Raw genomic sequence first — 16,425 nt, 5'->3', positions numbered from 1 at the left:
CCGGTTGCCGTTCACCGGCTGTGTCCACCGAGAACTGGGGCCCGCGCACTCGATGACCGTCTACAGCCACCAGAGCGGCTTCACCGCTTCCAGGCCGCCCGCCTACCCGCGCCACCTGGTCACCGCGGTGATCGTCTCGCACGACGGAGCCCGCTGGCTGCCGCAGGCCCTGGCCGGACTGCTCGGCCAGGACCGCCAGGTCCAGCGGATCCTCGCGGTCGACACCGGATCCACCGACAACTCCCCGCAGCTGCTGGCCGACACCCTCGCCGACTGGCTGCCGGAGAGCGGCCCGCTGGTCCTCGGCCGCCGGGCCGGCTTCGGCACCGCCGTCGCCGAGGCCGTGTCGAGCAGTGCGCCACTGCGCCCGGAGGACCTCCCGTACCGGCTCGACCCCTCCGGCTACGACCCGGTCACCGGCGGCTGGGACGACTTCGGCGACCCGCTCGCCGAGGAGGACGTCCTCGGCCGCGGCGGCCCGCGCGAGACCGAGCCGGTCGAGTGGCTCTGGCTGCTGCACGACGACTGCGAGCCGCAGACCGACGCGCTGCGCCGGCTGCTCCAGGTCGCCGACTCCACCCCGAGCGCCGGCGTGGTCGGCCCCAAGCTGCGCAGCTGGTACGACCGCCGCCAACTGCTGGAGGTCGGCGTCACCATCGCCCGCTCCGGCCGCCGTTGGACCGGCCTCGACCGCCGCGAGCAGGACCAGGGCCAGCACGACCAGGTCCGCCCGGTGCTCGCCGTCTCCACCGCCGGCATGCTGGTGCGCCGGGACGTCTTCGAGGCGCTCGGCGGCTTCGACAGGGCCCTCCCGCTGATGCGGGACGACACCGACTTCTGCTGGCGGGTCAACGCCGCCGGCCACCGCGTCGTGATCGCCCCCGACGCCGTGCTGCGGCACGCCGAGGCGGCCGCCCGCGAGCGCCGCACCATCGACTGTGGCCCCTCCCACCCGCACCGGGTGGACAAGGCCGGCGCCGTCTACACCCTGCTCGCCAACTGCAAGGGCGCGCTGTTCCCGTACGTGCTGCTGCGGCTCGTCCTCGGCACCCTGGTACGGGCCGTCGCCAGCCTGCTCGGCAAGGACCCGCGCCAGGCCTTCGACGAACTGGCCGGCCTCGGCCACGAACTCGTCCGCTTCCCAAGGCTGTTGGCCGCGCGCAAACAGCGGGCCCGGACCAGGGCGGCGGACGCCCTGGACGACCGCACGCTCTTCCCTGCCCCCGGCGCCACCACCCGGCTGGCCGTCGAGGGCGTCATCGGCTCACTCGGGATAGGGGGCGGTGACGACACCGGCGGCCGGCACGGCACGGCCGAGGCCGGCGGCGACGAGGACTCCGAGGACCTGGTCGTCGAGCAGTTCGCGCTGCTCAAGAAGCTCGCCCGGCGCCCCGCGCCGGTGCTGTTCGCCGCCCTGCTGGTGTTCGCCCTGATCGCCTGCCGCGGCCTGTTCGGCAGCGGCGAGCTGTTCGGCGGCGCCCTGCTGCCCGCCTCCGACGGCGCGGGCGGCCTCTGGGCGATGTACGCGGACGCCTGGCACCCCGTCGGCACCGGCTCGACCGCCGCCGCACCGCCGTACCTCGGGGTGCTCGCGGTGCTCTCCTGGCTGCTGTTCGGCCACGCCGACCTCGCGCTCACCCTGCTGGTCGTGCTCACCGTCCCGCTGGCCGCGGTCAGCGCCTACCTGGTGTCCCGGCCGCTGCTGGACTCCAAGCTGGTCCGCGCCTGGGCCAGCGCCACCTACGCGCTGCTGCCCGCCGCGACCGGCGCGCTCGCCCAGGGCCGGATCGGCACCGCCGTGCTCGCCGTCCTGCTGCCGCCGCTGGCCCGCGCCGCCGCGATCGCGGCCGGCCTCGGCATCCGCGACGAGAGCGCCGCCAAGGGCGCCCGGCCCGGCTGGCGGCCGGTCTGGATGACCGTCCTGCTGCTCACCCTGGCCACCGCCTTCGTCCCGCTGACCTGGGCGCTCGCCGTGCCGCTGTGCCTGGCGACGCTGGTCCTCGCCGTGGTGCGCGGCGGCGCCTTCGGCTCCGGCGGTGCGGCGCTGCGGCTGCTCGGTCTGCGCGTCCTGGTGATCCTCGCGGTGCCCGTCGCGGTGCTCGCGCCCTGGTCGCTGAAGGTGCTGTCGCACCCGCAGTGGCTGCTGCTGGAGGCCGGGCTGCCCGGTCTGCACGGCGCCGGGGCCGGCGCGGCCGGCCTGCTGCTGGTCAACCCGGGCGGCGCCGGGGTGCCCCCGGTGTGGCTGTCCGCCGGTGTGGTCCTCGCCGCGCTCGCCGCGCTGCTGCGCGCCGACCGCCGTCGCGCGGTGCTCGCCGCCTGGGGCGCGGCCGGCGCCGGCCTGGTCTTCGCGGTCGCGGTGGCGGGCACCTCCGTCACCCCGGCCTCCGGCGGCCCGGTGGTGCCCGCCTGGGCGGGCCCGGCCACCCTGATCGCCGGGATCGCCCTGCTCGCCGCCGCCGCGATCGGCGCCGACGGCGCCAACGCCCGCGTGGCCGGGATCGCCTTCGGCTGGCGCCAGCCGGTGGCCGCCCTGGTGGTGGCCGCCGCCGTGCTGGCCCCGCTGGGCACCGGCCTGTGGTGGGCGCTGACCGGCGCCGGCGGCCCGCTGAAGCGAGCCCAGGCCGGCCAGGTGCCCGCCTTCATCGCCGAGGAGGCCGGCACCACCGACCGGGCCCGCACCCTGGTGGTCACCGGGGAGAAGGGCGCCGTCCGCTACACCGTGGTGCGCGGCTCCGGCCTGACGCTCGGCCAGGCCGAGTCCACCGTCGACCCGGCCACCGGCACCCGCGACGGCCTGGACCGGATGGTCGGCAGCCTGCTGGCCGGCTCCGGTGCCGACCAGGCGAACGCCCTGGCCGGCTACGGCATCGCCTACGTGCTGGTCGAGCGGCAGGCGATCGACGCCTTCAAGGACGTCCTGGACACCACCCCCGGCCTGGTCAAGGCCAACCAGGACGGCGACGCCGCGCTCTGGCAGGTCAACGGCGCCCCCGCGGTCCGCGCGGTGATCACCGCCCCGGGCGCCAACCCGGTGGTCGTCCCGGCCGGGGTCCGCGACCTCGCCACCACCGTCCCGGCCGGCCCGGACGGCCGGGTGCTGCGGCTCGCCGAGTCCGCCGCCCCCGAGTGGAAGGCCACGGTGAACGGCACCGCCCTGGAGTCCACCACGGTGGACGGCTGGGCGCAGGGCTTCAAGCTCCCGGCGGCCGGCGGAAAGCTGAGCGTCACCCGGGAGAGCGGCCTCGCCCACACCGGCTGGATCTGGGCCCAGGTGCTGCTCGGCCTCACCATCCTGGTGCTGGCCCTGCCCGGCCGCCGCAGCCACAAGGACGACGACCTGCCCGAGGAGGTGGTGGCCGCCGCGGCGCTGGCCGCCGCCGCCCAGTCGCAGGCCCCCGCCCCCGGCAGCCGCCGGGCCCGCCGGATGGCCGAGCGCGGTGAGGGCGCGGAGCCCGGCGACGAGGAGCCCGGGGTGTACGACGGCCGGCCGGGCACGATCCCGGCGCAGCCGACCGGCGAGCCGGTGACCGGGGCGGTCCAGGCGGCCGCCGCCGTCCAGGAGGCCGAGCCGTACACCGACCCGTACCAGACCTACCAGCAGGCCGACCCGTACAGCTACGACCAGTACGCGGCCCAGCAGCCGGTGGCCACGCCGTACGGCGGCCAGGGCTACGACACCCAGGGGTACGAGGGCCACCAGCAGCAGGCCTACCCGCAGCAGGGCTACGAGCAGTACCCGCAGGAGCAGTACGGCTACGACCCCTACCAGCAGCAGCCGGAGCAGCAGCCCTGGCTGCCGGGCCAGCAGCAGGGCGAGCCCTACTACGACCCCAACGACCCGGGCGGCACCGGCCACTCCTCTGGGGATTACCGTCCGCACCAGCACGGATCGGGGAGCTGACCCGCGATGAAGAAGCCCTCTTTCAGGAAGAAGTCCGGCGCCCCGGCCGCTGAGCCCGCCTTCGAGCCCGCCTTCGAGCCCGAGGCGGCGCCCGCCTTCGAGGCGGCGCCCGCGCCCGCCCCGGCCGCTCGGCCGGGCCGGTTCGCCGGGAAGTCCGGCGGCACCAGGACCACCCAGTCGCTGCTGGCCGCGGCCGTGGTGCTGGCGGCGGTGTTCGGGATCGCCCAGGTGCGCCCGCCGGCCGCCCCGGCCAAGGGCGCCGGCGGCGTCGCCCCGAGCACCGCGCAGGTCGAGCGGACGGCCGCGGTCTGCCCGCAGCCGCTCCAGGGCCTGACCGGCTCGACCTCGCTCACCGCCTACACCCCGCCCGGCACCGGCTCCGCCACCGGCGGCGCCGGCTGGCTCTCCGACCAGTCCGCCCCCGCCGTCCCGGCGACCGCCGCCCCCTCGGCCCCGGCCACCCCCGCGCCGCCCGCCGCCACCCCGGCCCCCAGCGGTTCGGGCGCCCCGGCGACCCCGGCCCCGGACAAGAACGCCGCGCCCGCCGACGCCCGGCTGACCCTGACCAAGCCCGGCGCCCCGGTCAGCGCCCCGGCGGCCAACGGCGACGCCGCACCCGGCACAGGGGCCGTCGCCACCGGCGCGCTGGCCCCCGGCTTCACCGTCACCCAGACCACCGTGGTCACCGAGCAGCACGGCCTGGGCCTGTCCGGCATCACCTGCACCCCGGCCGGCACCGGCTTCTGGTTCGCCGGGGCCAGCACGGCCGGCGACCGGGTCGACTACCTCAGCCTGGTCAACACCGAGTCCTCCGCCGCCGTGGTCGACATCAAGCTGTACGGCGACAAGGGCCTGATCGACAACGACGCCGCCAACGGCATCACCGTCGCCCCCGGCAGCTCGCAGTCCGTGCTGCTGTCGACCATCAGCAAGGGCGCCGTCACCGACCTCGCCGTGCACGTGGTCGTCCGCTCCGGGCGGATCGGCGCCGCGCTGCACGCCAGCGACGGCGGCAAGGGCGCCGACTGGATCCCCGCCTCGGCCGACCCGTCCGCCACCCAGGTGCTGCCCGGCCTGCCCGCCGACACCGCCTCGGCCCGGCTGGTGGTCTGGGCGCCGCCGGAGGACGACGCCGACCTGAAGATCCAGCTCTCCGGCAAGAACGGCTGGTTCACCCCGGCCGGCAACGAGTCCATCCACGTCAAGGCGGGCATGGTGGCCGCCGTCGACCTCGGCAAGGTCACCCGCGACGAGGTGGCCGGACTGCGGCTGTCGCCCAGCGACGACAAGCACCCCACCCCGATCGTGGCCGGCCTGCGGGTCGACCGTACGGGCAACGGCGGCAAGAGCGACGCGGCCTGGCTCACCGGCAGCAACCCGGTCGGCGCCCGCGCCACCGTGGCCGACAACCGGGCCGGCGCCTCCACCCTCTACCTGACCTCCACCGGAGACGCGGCCACCGTCCGGGTCACCGCCTCGGCCGGCAGCGGCGGCGGCACCCCGGCCACCAAGGAGGTCCAGCTCCCGGCCGGCGGCACGGTCGCCCTCCCGGCACCCGAGCCCGCCGGGCTGAACGGCACCTTCGCGCTCACCGTGGAGACCGTCTCCGGCGGTCCGGTGGTCGCCGCCCGGATGCTCTCCATCCCCGCCAAGGACGTGCCGATGTTCACCATCCAGGCGCTGCGCGACGACCACAGCACCGTCAAGGTCCCGCAGGCCGCCCAGGACCCGGGCGTCGTCCTGCGCTGACCGCGCACCGGGGGCGGGCACGTCCCGCCCCCGGGCTCACTCCTCGTCGTAGCGGGGATCGATCGCGTCCGGCGACAGCCCCAGCAGCTCGGCCACCTGCTCGATCAGGATCTCGTGCACCAGCGCCGCCCGGTCCTCCCGGGTCTTCGCCCGGATCTCCACCGGCCGCCGGTACACCACGATCTGGCTCTTGCGCCCCTGCGCGCCCGGGGACACCCGGCCCAGCGGCACGCCGTCCCCGGTGTCGGCGCCGTCCGCCTCGTGCAGCGGCACCTCCTGGACGGCGAACTCCACCTCGATCAGCTGCGGCCAACGCCGTTCCAGCCGCTCCACCGACTCGCGCACGTAGTCGTCGAACAGTTCGGAGCGGGTGAGCGAGATCGGCACCTGGGGCGGCGCCAGCGGGCCGCGCAGCCCCCTGCCGTGCCGGTCGCGGTGCCGGGGACGGCGCGAGGGGCCTGTCGGTGACTGCGGTGCGGAGCTGTCCATATCACTGCCGAGAGTAGTCCTTGGACGGTCGGAAGTGGACCACTCCGACGGGGGAATCGACGGACGGGCGGGAGCGCGGCGGGCGACACGGCACACCCTCCGGGCAGGCGGTCTTCGCTCCCCGGCGGGGAGTGCGGTACCGTCCACCCTCGTGAGCTCTGTACGTCGTTGTTCGCGGACCGCGTGCGGCCGACCGGCCGTCGCGACGCTGACGTACGTCTACGCGGACTCCACCGCCGTCCTGGGCCCGCTCGCCACCTACGCCGAGCCGCACTGCTACGACCTGTGCGCCGAGCACGCCGAGCGCCTCACCGCCCCGCGCGGCTGGGAGGTCGTCCGGCTCGCCGCCGAGGCCGGGCCGCTGCGCCGCAGCAGCGACGACCTGGAGGCCCTCGCCAACGCCGTGCGCGAGGCCGCCCGCCCGCAGACCCCCCGTCAGGGCCGCGTCCCCGACGGCGATTCCACCGAGGGCGGCCGTCGCGGCCACCTGCGGGTCCTGCGCTCGCCGGACAACTGACGCCTCACCCGGCACTGCGCGTTCGTTCGACCCGGGTACGCTGCCCGTCTACCGTCACCGCGCCCCGTCGACCGTCCGGGCGGGTGGCCCGACGTACCGATCAGCACCGAATCAGGGGAGCCGCAGTGCGCGACCTCAAGCAGCTCGTGAAGGCGTACGACGTCCGGGGCGTCGTCCCGGACCAGTGGGACGAGAGCCTGTCCCGGGCCTTCGGCGCCGCGTTCGTCCAGGTCACCGGGGCGTCCGCGATCGTGGTCGGCCACGACATGCGCCCCTCCTCCCCGTCGCTCAGCCGGGCCTTCGCCGAGGGCGCCGCGGCCTACGGCGCCGACGTGGTCGAGATCGGCCTCTGCTCGACCGACCAGCTCTACTACGCCAGCGGCAAGCTCGACCTGCCGGGAGCGATGTTCACCGCCAGCCACAACCCGGCCCAGTACAACGGCATCAAGCTGTGCCGGGCCGGCGCCGCCCCGGTCGGCCAGGACACCGGCCTGGCCGAGATCCGCGAGCTGGTCGAGTCCTGGACCGCCGAGGACGACACCGTCACCGTCCCGGCCAAGGACGTGAAGCCCGGCACGCTGTCCGAGCAGGAGACCCTGCGCGGCTACGCCGACCACCTGCTCGGTCTGGTCGACCTCACGGAGATCCGCCCGCTCAAGGTCGTGGTGGACGCCGGCAACGGCATGGGCGGACACACCGTGCCGACCGTCTTCGACGGCCTGCCGATCGAGCTCGTCCCGATGTACTTCGAGCTGGACGGCACCTTCCCCAACCACGAGGCCAACCCGCTCGACCCGAAGAACCTGGTCGACCTGCAGGCCAAGGTCCGTGAGGTCGGTGCCGACCTGGGCCTGGCCTTCGACGGCGACGCCGACCGCTGCTTCGTCGTGGACGAGCGCGGCGAGCCGGTCTCCCCGTCCGCGATCACCGCCCTGGTCGCCGTCCGCGAGATCGCCCGCGCCAAGGCCGCCGGCGAGACCGAGCCGACGATCATCCACAACCTGATCACCTCCTGGACCGTCCCCGAGGTGGTCCGCGAGCTCGGCGCCACCCCGGTGCGCACCCGGGTCGGCCACTCCTTCATCAAGCAGGAGATGGCCGTCACCGACGCCGTCTTCGGCGGCGAGCACTCCGCGCACTACTACTTCCGCGACTTCTGGCGCGCCGACACCGGCATGCTCGCCGCGCTGCACGTGCTGGCCGCGCTCGGCGGGCAGCAGGGCACGCTGTCCGCGCTGACCGCCGAGTACGACCGCTACGCCGCCTCCGGCGAGATCAACAGCACCGTCGCCGACCAGGCCGCCAGCACCGACGCCGTGCGCGCCGCCTACGCCGGCCTGGAGGGCACCACCGTGGACGAGCTGGACGGCCTCACCGTGGCCGGCCCGGACTGGTGGTTCAACCTGCGCGCCTCCAACACCGAGCCGCTGCTGCGCCTGAACGTCGAGGCCAAGGACCCGGCGAAGATGGCCGAGCTGCGCGACGGCGTGCTGGCGATCGTCCGCGCCTGACGCTCGCGCGACTGAGTCCGTGCCCCGGCCGGTAGGGTTGCCTATCGGCCGGGGCACCTCCGTGCCACCACCGAACTTTGGAGAGCCCCCATGAAGCTCGAATCCTTCCTGCTGGAGATCCTGGTCTGCCCGCAGTGCCGGGCCGCGCTCGTCGAGGGCGGCACCGAGGAGCAGCCCGAGCTCGTCTGCACCGGAGGGGACTGCGGCCTCGCGTACCCGATCCGGGACGGCATTCCGGTCCTGCTGGTGGACGAGGCCCGCCGCCCGGCCTGATCCTGGGGGCGTGCCCCTGGGGCGAAGCCCCACCCCCGCCAGCCCGGCGCGCACCCGATCCGCGCGCCCAGGACCGCAGCCGGAGGCCCGCCGCATGCTCGACGACACCCTGCTCGACGACCCGGCCGCCCTCCAGCGCGCCGACCACGACCGCGCCCTGCTGGCCCTGGCCGGCGCCGGCGCACGGGTCCGCACCGCGCTGCGGCAGGCCGACGCGGCAGGCCTCGACCGGCTGCGCCCGGACGGCCGCCCGCGCGCCGTCCTGATCGCCGGCCACGGCAGCGCCCTGACCGCGGGCGAGATCCTGGCCGCGCTGGCCGGCTCCGCGAGCCTGGTCGTCCCGCTGCCGCCCACCGAGGCCGCCGCCCCGCGCGCCGACCGGGCGGGCGCCCCGCCCGCCTTCACCGCCGGGCTCGGCTGGCAGCTGCCCGGCTGGGCCGGCCCGCTCGACCTGCTGGTGGTCAGCTCCGCCGACGGCGGCGAGCAGGGCCTGATCGGTCTCGCCGAGCAGGCGTACGCGCGCGGCTGCGCCCTCGTCGTCACCGCCCCGCCCGGCAGCCCGCTGGCCGAGGCCGCGCTCCAGGTGCGGGCGCTGCCGCTGCCGTACGTCTCCTCGGTGCTGCCCGACGAGGGCCTGCCGGCCGGCGCGGCCGCCGAGCCCGACCTGCCGGCCGAGGACCCGGCCGCGCTCTGGTCCCACCTGGCCCCGCTGCTGGCGCTCGCCCAGAAGATCGGCCTCACCCAGCTGCCGTACGACGCGCTGCCGGCCGTCGCCGACCTGCTGGACGCCACCGCCGTGCGCTGCCGCCCGGACGCCGCCGCGTACACCAACCCGGCGAAGGGTCTGGCCGCGCGGCTGGCCGGGACGGTGCCGCTGCTGTGGGCCGAGGGCCCGATCGCCGGGGCGGCGGCCGCCCGCTTCGCCGCCCAGCTGGCCGACCGGGCCGGCCGTCCGGCGCTGGCCGGATCGCTGCCGCAGGCGCTCACCGCCCACCGGGGCATGTTCACCGGGCAGTTGGGCGCGGGCGCGGACCCGGACGACTTCTTCCGCGACCGGGTCGAGGAGCCCGACCCGCTGCACCTCCAGGTCCTGCTGCTGCGGCACGTCCCCGGGACGGCCGCGTCGGAGGAGCAGGACGGTCCGGCCGAGGTGCCGGAGGACGACGAGCGCCCGCGCAGCTTCGGCGTCAGCCGGGCGCAGCGCCTGGCCGCCGCCCACGACGTGCGGCTCACCGAGTACGTGAGCACCCTCGCGGACCCGCTGCACGCGCTGGCCGACCTGATCGCGCTGACCGACTTCGCCGCCGTCTACCTGGGGCTCGCCGCCGCGCAGTCCTGAGCCCGCAGCCGATAGTTTGTCGGCGTGAGCGAGCGAAGCGAGAGAACCACCGACAGGTGCGTATGGGCGAATGCCTCTGCCGAGTGGTGGGGGTACCCCCGGCCGGAGGCTGGGGGAGAGGCGGGCGCATGAGTACTGAGGGTGGGACGAAGGCGCTGGTCGCGGCACTGTCCGCGAACCTGGCGATCGCGGTGGCCAAGTTCACCGCCTTCGCCTTCACCGGCTCCTCCTCGATGCTCGCCGAGGGCGTGCACTCGGTGGCCGACTCCGGCAACCAGGTGCTGCTGCTGATCGGCGGCAGGCGGGCGCGCCGGGCGGCGGACGAGGAACACCCGTTCGGGTACGGCCGCGAGCGCTACGTCTACGGCTTCCTGGTGGCCATCGTGCTGTTCAGCGTCGGTGGACTGTTCGCGGTCTACGAGGGCTGGCACAAGGTCAGCCACCCGGAGCCGCTGGAGTCCTGGGGCTGGGCGGTCGGCGTGCTGATCTTCGCGATCGCGATGGAGGGCTGGTCCTTCCTCACCGCGATGCGCGAGTCGGCCAAGGTCAAGGGCGGGCAGGGCTGGGCGCAGTTCATCCGCACCGCCAAGGCGCCGGAGCTGCCGGTGGTGCTGCTGGAGGACACCGGCGCGCTGATCGGCCTGGTGCTGGCGCTGCTCGGCGTCTCGCTCACCGTGGTCACCGGCGACGGCGTCTGGGACGGCGTCGGCACCCTGGGCATCGGCGTGCTGCTGGTGCTGATCGCCGTGGTGCTCGCCCTGGAGACCAAGTCGCTGCTGCTCGGTGAGTCCGCCGACCGGGAGTCGGTACGGCGCATCCGCGCCGCGCTGGTGGACGGCGAGGCCGTCACCGGGGTGATCCACATGCGCACCCTGCACCTCGGCCCGGAGGAACTGCTGGTCGCCGCCAAGATCGCCGTCAACGCGGAGGACAGCGCCGCCCGGGTGGCGCGGGCGATCGACGAGGCCGAGGAGCGGGTCCGCGCCGCCGTCCCGATCGCGCGGGCGATCTACCTGGAGCCGGACGTCTACAGCGCCGAGAAGGCCGCCGCGGGCGAGGACCCGGCCGCCACCCCCGGCGGCCCCGGGCCGGGCGCGGCGCACTGACGGGGCCGGGTGACGGGCCGTTTCCCGGGCCCGGAGCGGTGACCGAATCCGGTCATCCGAGGACGGCCGGTGGGACCGCCGGTGTAGATTCGTCACCAGAGCCAGAACGTCGCTGCTGATGGCGGTCGATCGGCGGTCCGCGCCCGTAGGGTGTGCGCCGGTCGAGGGAGAGAGGTCCTCCGACGGTTGGTGCTGCGCAGCAGGGAGCCGGTCCGTCACCACGGGATCCGGCGGCCCCGGCGTAGCCGTGCACCCGTGACGGCCCGCCGTGCGCGACGCACATCCGGACTTCGGCCGTGCCCCACCCCATCAGCGAGGAGCAGACGCATGTCGACCGACATCACCGGTGACTTCAAGGTCGCCGACCTTTCCCTGGCGCCGTTCGGCCGCAAGGAGATCCAGCTGGCCGAGCACGAGATGCCCGGCCTGATGGCGATCCGCGCCGAGTACGCCGAGTCGCAGCCGCTGGCCGGCGCCCGGATCACCGGCTCGCTGCACATGACCGTGCAGACCGCCGTCCTGATCGAGACCCTGACGGCGCTCGGTGCCGAGGTCCGCTGGTGCTCCTGCAACATCTTCTCCACCCAGGACCACGCGGCCGCCGCCATCGCGGTCGGCCCGGAGGGCACCCCGGAGAACCCGCAGGGCGTGCCGGTCTTCGCCTGGAAGGGCGAGACCCTGGAGGAGTACTGGTGGTGCACCGAGCAGGCGCTGACCTGGCCTGACGGCCAGACCCCGAACATGATCCTGGACGACGGCGGCGACGCCACCCTGCTGATCCACAAGGGCGTCGAGTTCGAGAAGGCCGGTGCCGCTCCGGACCCGTCCACCGCGGACAACGACGAGTTCCGGATCATCCTGGAGCTGCTCAACCGCACCCTCAAGGACACCCCGAACAAGTGGACCGAGGTCGCCTCCACCATCAAGGGCGTGACCGAGGAGACCACCACCGGTGTCCACCGCCTGTACGAGATGCACCGTGACGGCAAGCTGCTGTTCCCGGCGATCAACGTCAACGACTCGGTCACCAAGTCGAAGTTCGACAACAAGTACGGCTGCCGCCACTCGCTGATCGACGGCATCAACCGCGCCACCGACGTCCTGATCGGCGGCAAGGTCGCGGTCGTCTGCGGCTACGGCGACGTCGGCAAGGGCTGCGCCGAGTCGCTGCGCGGCCAGGGCGCCCGCGTCATCGTCACCGAGATCGACCCGATCTGCGCGCTGCAGGCGGCGATGGACGGCTACCAGGTGACCACCCTGGACGAGGTCGTGGAGATCGCCGACATCTTCGTCACCACGACGGGGAACAAGGACATCATCATGGCTTCGCACATGGAGCGGATGAAGCACCAGGCGATCGTCGGCAACATCGGCCACTTCGACAACGAGATCGACATGGCCGGCCTGGCCAAGCTCCCGGGCGTCGTGAAGACCGAGGTCAAGCCGCAGGTCCACGAGTGGCGCAAGGCCGACGGCCGCACCATCATCGTCCTCTCCGAGGGCCGCCTGCTGAACCTGGGCAACGCGACCGGCCACCCGTCCTTCGTGATGTCCAACTCCTTCGCGAACCAGACGATCGCCCAGATCGAGCTGTTCGTGAAGACCGAGCAGTACCCGATCGGCGTCTACGTGCTGCCGAAGCACCTGGACGAGAAGGTCGCCCGCCTGCACCTGGACGCGCTGGGCGTGAAGCTGACCACCCTGACCCAGGAGCAGGCCGACTACATCGGCGTCTCGGTCGAGGGCCCGTACAAGGCGGAGCAGTACCGCTACTGATGCGGTGAGCGTCGCGACGCCGGTGGCCGGCACCCCGCTCAGGGGTGCCGGCCACCGGCGTACGTGGCGGCCGATCAGCGGATGACGTCGGTGGTCCACTCCCTCTCGTCGGGACCGATGACGTGCACCGGCCCGGAACGTTGCACGCGTCGTCGGCGCGCGGGGCGCGCACGTAGGCTTCGGGCATGCCCAACGGCCGGTACTCGCTCCACGACACCCATGACCACCTGCTGCTCGGCGAGGAGCGCTTCAGCTGCGCGCCCGGGGCGGCCGGGTGGCGGTACGTCTCCAAGACCTACGCGCCGGACGGCCGGGTGATCGGCGGCCTCGACCTCACGCTGGACTCGCGGGCCCGGCCGATGCGGATGGAGCTCAAGGCGGGCGGCTGGCAGGTGCGCGGCGGGGCGGTGGACGGGGTGACCTGGGTCCGGACCGACGCGGTGGACCCGGGCGGCGCGCACGCGGCGGAGGGGCACGACCGGGCGCACGGCTTCAGCGGGCGTTCGCCCGCCTTCCTGGTCGCCACCGCCCGGATGCTGCGGCTGCGGGAGGGGGCGAGCGCGCGGGTGCGGCTGGTGGCGTTCACCGAACCGGTGCTGGCGCCGCGCACCTTCGACCAGGGGTGGCTGCTGGAGGGCGTCGACACGCACGCGACGGACTCGGGGCCGCTGGTGGTCGAGCGGTACCAGGTGGCGGACCTGGAGACGGGGGAGCAGCAGGTCGTGCACCTGGCGGGGGACGTGGTGCTGGCGGCGGAGGGGATCGAGCTGGAGGAGCTGGCGTCGCCGCCCAACGCCTGGCCGGTGGGGGAGTAGGAGCGGGCGTTCGGGGTGCTCGGGCTCAGGACGGCGGGGCGAAGCCGGTGTTCGGGGTGGGCTTGTCGAGGGGCGGGGCCGTCGGTGCCACCGGCGCCGGGGCCGGTGCGGACTGCGCCGGTATGTGCGGGGCCGGCGCGGCGGGCACGCCGAGGACACGGTGCGGCCGTTCATCGGCCGGGGCCACCGGCGTCGTCGGCGCCATCGGGGCGGACGGGGCGGCGGACGGGCGCGGGGCCGGGCCCGGGACCTGCCGCTGCGCGTGGGCGCGCATCCACTCCCGGCGCTGGCGCTCGGTGAGTACCGCGCCCAGGTAGGCGGCCGGGTGCAGCCCCGGCGGCACCGGGTGGCCGATCCGGGCGGACAGGTCCTGAGCCAGCCCGGTGGACATCCGGAGCGTCACCGAGGGATCCAACTGGCCCATCCGGCCAAGCAGTTGGCGGATCGCGAGCCAGAGCGGCTCGGGCACGGCGGACAGGTCCATCGCGACCAGCTCGCGGCCCATGGAATGGAGCAGCTGCGGGTGCACGGGTGGCAGCGGGGTGACCGGACCGCCCGCACCCGGGGTGCGCTCGCGGACGACCACCGTCCCGGCGAAGATGTCGCCGAGCCGCCTGCCCTCCGAGTTCAGCGCCGAGGTGATCACGGCCGGGGCGCCGGTCACCACGATCAGCTCGATGAAGCCGACCAGCCCGCGCACCAGCGAGTGCCGGAACCGCACCGGGCCGCCGTCGGTGCGCACCACCCGCAGGCCCAGCGAGGCCTTGCCGAGCGAGCGTCCGTGGCTGAGGGTCTCGACCATCACCGGCACGGCGACCAGGAAGAACACCATCAGGCCGAGCATGACGGCTGCCAGCGCGGCCCCGTCGAGGTCGATCAGGGCGACGCTCAGGATCAGCACGGACACGAACAGGGCGGCGAACTCCACGAGCAGGTCCAGCGCGATCGCCAGCGCCCTGCTCGGAAGCTTCGCCGTCTGGAGGTCGAGGACGACCGCCTCACCCGTCACCAGGTCGCTCAAGACACCTGTCCGTTCACGCTCGTGCGGGGGGAGGGGAGTTCGCCCGGATCGGCCCCCACGACCCGCTCTCCGCAGTCTGATCCGCAGCGGCCAACATACGGCGCCTGACGGGCGGACGGGAAGTGAGATCCCGACGGCCCGGGTGTCGACGGCTCCTGGCATGCTGGGCCGCACGTGTCCGTACGTACCTGCCCGCGTACCAGCCCGACCGCCGCCTGACCGCCGCCCGACCGGGCACGCGCGCCTCGCGCCCATCGCCGACCATGGAGCCGCCGAATGGACCTGGACGTCTTCGTCGCCACCCACCAGGGGGAGTGGGCCCGGCTGGACGCCCTCGCCCGAAGGCGCCGACTGAACGGCGAGGAGGCCGACGAACTGGTCACCCTCTACCAGCGGGCCACCGGCCACCTCGCCAAGGTCCAGGCCGCCGCGCCGGACCCGGCCCTGGTGAGCAGACTGACCGGCCTGGTCTCCCGGGCCCGCAGCGCGGTGACCGGCGCCCGGACCAACGGCTGGCAGGACGTCGCCCGCTACTACACGGTGAGCTTCCCGGCCGCGCTGTACCGCGCCCGCCGCTGGTGGCTGCCGGTCGCGGTCGTCTCGCTGATCGCCACGACGCTGCTCGCCTGGTGGATGGCGACCCACCCCGAGGTCCGCAACAGCCTGATCGCCCCCGAGAACCTGCGGGAGATGACCCGCCCCGGCGGCCAGTACGAGACGTACTACACGGACCGGCCGGCCAGTTCCTTCGCGGCGCAGGTCTGGACGAACAACGCCTGGATCGCCGTGCAGTGCCTGCTGTACGGGATCGCGCTGGGCATTCCGGTGCTCGTCGTGATGTGGACCAACGTGGTCAACCTCGGCGTCGGCATCGGACTGATGGCCTCCGCCGGGCGGCTCGACGTCTTCCTCGGCCTGATCATTCCGCACGGCCTGTTGGAGCTGACCACGGTCTTCGTGGCCGGCGGCCTGGGGCTGCGCCTCGGCTGGACCGTCATCGATCCCGGTCCGCGCACACGTTCCGTAGCGCTGGCCGAACAGGGGCGTTCGATTATCGGAATGTCGATCGGACTGGCGACGGTACTGGCGGTCGCCGGTGTTCTCGAAGCCTTCGTGACCCCGTCCGGCCTGCCCACCTGGGCGCGCATTTCCATCGGCGTGCTGGCCGAGATCGCCTTCCTCCTCTACGCCCTGGTGCTGGGCCGGAAGGCCTCGGAGGGCGGAGAGTTCGGCGATGTGGACGCGGCCGACCGGGTGGATCTGCAGCCCGTCGCAGCCTGAGCCGATGTGATCAACAGGCCGCTGACCTGCTAGTCTTCTCGCATCTCAGCCAAACCATTGACGTGGTCGGGGTGGGCTAGTAGGTTTGAACGGTTGGGACTGACTGGACAACGGTCGGACCCGGGCGTTAGTGTCTACGACACCGCCGAATCGAGGCAGGCGCGTTTTACGAAATGCGCGGCCTCCGACGAAGCAAATCCCACGGACTGAGCACATCGAAAGCTTTGATAAGCTTCGGAGCGAAGTTCGAAGGAAATCCCGCCAGCGGGAATTCGGAGAAACGAAGCCGGTAAGAACGGCCGAGAAGATCTGATAAGCTGGAAACACGAAAGAACGAAGCGCCCGGAGGGCCCGCTGGAAGGCGGCTCGAAGGAAGCGTCCGTTCCTTGAGAACTCAACAGCGTGCCAAAAGTCAACGCCAGATATGTTGACATCCCCGGCCTCGATCGTCTGATCGGGGTTGGAGATTCCTTTTGAAATAACACTAGCGAGGACGCAGTGCGCGGGACCGCCCTATTCCGGTGGTTGCCGTGCCGCTCAACGCGAGTGTGGACCGGATATCCGGTAAACATTCACGGAGAGTTTGATCCTGGCTCAGGACGAACGCTGGCGGCGTGCTTAACACATGCAAGTCGAACGGTGAAGCC

Annotated in this window: 12 protein-coding genes; 10 read left to right on the top strand and 2 right to left on the bottom strand. The window is 73.8% G+C overall.

What is annotated here, in order from left to right; all coding sequences use genetic code 11:
* The first annotated feature begins 52 nt into the window (after positions 1–52).
* On the top strand, positions 53–3,901 hold the full coding sequence (locus RZ50_RS15535; protein WP_196948989.1) for a glycosyltransferase family 2 protein: 3,849 nt from the start codon (positions 53–55) through the stop codon (positions 3,899–3,901).
* Positions 3,902–3,907: 6 nt separating this feature from the next.
* Complete coding sequence (locus RZ50_RS15530) at positions 3,908–5,650, top strand: DUF5719 family protein (RefSeq protein ID WP_254802505.1); 1,743 nt, start codon at positions 3,908–3,910, stop codon at positions 5,648–5,650.
* 36 nt (positions 5,651–5,686) lie between these two features.
* Here RZ50_RS15530 and RZ50_RS15525 read toward each other — a convergent pair whose 3' ends face one another.
* Positions 5,687–6,139 carry a metallopeptidase family protein gene (locus RZ50_RS15525; RefSeq protein ID WP_196950370.1) on the bottom strand — a complete coding sequence of 151 codons (453 nt, stop codon included), beginning with the start codon at positions 6,137–6,139 and terminating at the stop codon, positions 5,687–5,689.
* A gap of 151 nt (positions 6,140–6,290) precedes the next feature.
* On the opposite strand from RZ50_RS15525, the gene RZ50_RS15520 reads away from it, so the two are divergent.
* The 7 genes from RZ50_RS15520 (at position 6,291) to RZ50_RS15490 (ending at position 13,476) form a co-directional block, all read left to right on the top strand.
* Positions 6,291–6,656, top strand: coding sequence for a DUF3499 domain-containing protein (locus RZ50_RS15520; protein WP_308271646.1), 366 nt, complete (start codon positions 6,291–6,293; stop codon positions 6,654–6,656).
* A gap of 125 nt (positions 6,657–6,781) precedes the next feature.
* Positions 6,782–8,167, top strand: coding sequence for a phosphomannomutase/phosphoglucomutase (locus RZ50_RS15515; protein ID WP_196950371.1), 1,386 nt, complete (start codon positions 6,782–6,784; stop codon positions 8,165–8,167).
* Between the two features lie 90 nt (positions 8,168–8,257).
* Positions 8,258–8,440, top strand: a complete 183-nt coding sequence (locus RZ50_RS15510; RefSeq protein WP_196950372.1) for a Trm112 family protein — start codon at positions 8,258–8,260, stop codon at positions 8,438–8,440.
* A gap of 94 nt (positions 8,441–8,534) precedes the next feature.
* Positions 8,535–9,779, top strand: coding sequence for an SIS domain-containing protein (locus RZ50_RS15505; RefSeq protein ID WP_217680556.1), 1,245 nt, complete (start codon positions 8,535–8,537; stop codon positions 9,777–9,779).
* 128 nt (positions 9,780–9,907) lie between these two features.
* Positions 9,908–10,885 (top strand): cation diffusion facilitator family transporter, encoded by a 978-nt coding sequence (locus RZ50_RS15500; RefSeq protein WP_196949632.1) that lies wholly within the window; start codon positions 9,908–9,910, stop codon positions 10,883–10,885.
* Between the two features lie 327 nt (positions 10,886–11,212).
* Positions 11,213–12,661, top strand: coding sequence for an adenosylhomocysteinase (gene ahcY, locus RZ50_RS15495; protein ID WP_196949631.1), 1,449 nt, complete (start codon positions 11,213–11,215; stop codon positions 12,659–12,661).
* A gap of 185 nt (positions 12,662–12,846) precedes the next feature.
* On the top strand, positions 12,847–13,476 hold the full coding sequence (locus tag RZ50_RS15490) for a hypothetical protein (RefSeq protein ID WP_196949630.1): 630 nt from the start codon (positions 12,847–12,849) through the stop codon (positions 13,474–13,476).
* 25 nt (positions 13,477–13,501) lie between these two features.
* Here RZ50_RS15490 and RZ50_RS15485 read toward each other — a convergent pair whose 3' ends face one another.
* On the bottom strand, positions 13,502–14,497 hold the full coding sequence (locus RZ50_RS15485) for an RDD family protein (RefSeq protein WP_196949629.1): 996 nt from the start codon (positions 14,495–14,497) through the stop codon (positions 13,502–13,504).
* 276 nt (positions 14,498–14,773) lie between these two features.
* Between RZ50_RS15485 and RZ50_RS15480 the strand changes: the two genes are divergently transcribed.
* Entirely contained in the window at positions 14,774–15,778 is a 1,005-nt protein-coding gene (locus RZ50_RS15480; RefSeq protein WP_196949628.1) for a stage II sporulation protein M, read from the top strand.
* Positions 15,779–16,425: the final 647 nt, after the last annotated feature.

It is taken from the genome of Kitasatospora sp. SUK 42 (genome assembly GCF_015776785.2).
Classification (GTDB): domain Bacteria; phylum Actinomycetota; class Actinomycetes; order Streptomycetales; family Streptomycetaceae; genus Kitasatospora.
Note: the sequence above shows the minus strand (reverse complement) of the source record. Positions and strands in the feature narration are given on the sequence as shown.

What these genes read in the sequence shown, in the direction of transcription:
- RZ50_RS15535 (WP_196948989.1), top strand. Translation starts at nt 53, where the DNA reads ATGACCGTCTACAGCCACCAGAGCGGCTTCACCGCTTCCAGGCCGCCC.
- RZ50_RS15530 (WP_254802505.1), top strand. Translation starts at nt 3,908, where the DNA reads ATGAAGAAGCCCTCTTTCAGGAAGAAGTCCGGCGCCCCGGCCGCTGAG.
- RZ50_RS15525 (WP_196950370.1), bottom strand. Translation starts at nt 6,139, where the DNA reads ATGGACAGCTCCGCACCGCAGTCACCGACAGGCCCCTCGCGCCGTCCC.
- RZ50_RS15510 (WP_196950372.1), top strand. Translation starts at nt 8,258, where the DNA reads ATGAAGCTCGAATCCTTCCTGCTGGAGATCCTGGTCTGCCCGCAGTGC.
- RZ50_RS15505 (WP_217680556.1), top strand. Translation starts at nt 8,535, where the DNA reads ATGCTCGACGACACCCTGCTCGACGACCCGGCCGCCCTCCAGCGCGCC.
- RZ50_RS15500 (WP_196949632.1), top strand. Translation starts at nt 9,908, where the DNA reads ATGAGTACTGAGGGTGGGACGAAGGCGCTGGTCGCGGCACTGTCCGCG.
- ahcY (WP_196949631.1), top strand. Translation starts at nt 11,213, where the DNA reads ATGTCGACCGACATCACCGGTGACTTCAAGGTCGCCGACCTTTCCCTG.
- RZ50_RS15490 (WP_196949630.1), top strand. Translation starts at nt 12,847, where the DNA reads ATGCCCAACGGCCGGTACTCGCTCCACGACACCCATGACCACCTGCTG.
- RZ50_RS15480 (WP_196949628.1), top strand. Translation starts at nt 14,774, where the DNA reads ATGGACCTGGACGTCTTCGTCGCCACCCACCAGGGGGAGTGGGCCCGG.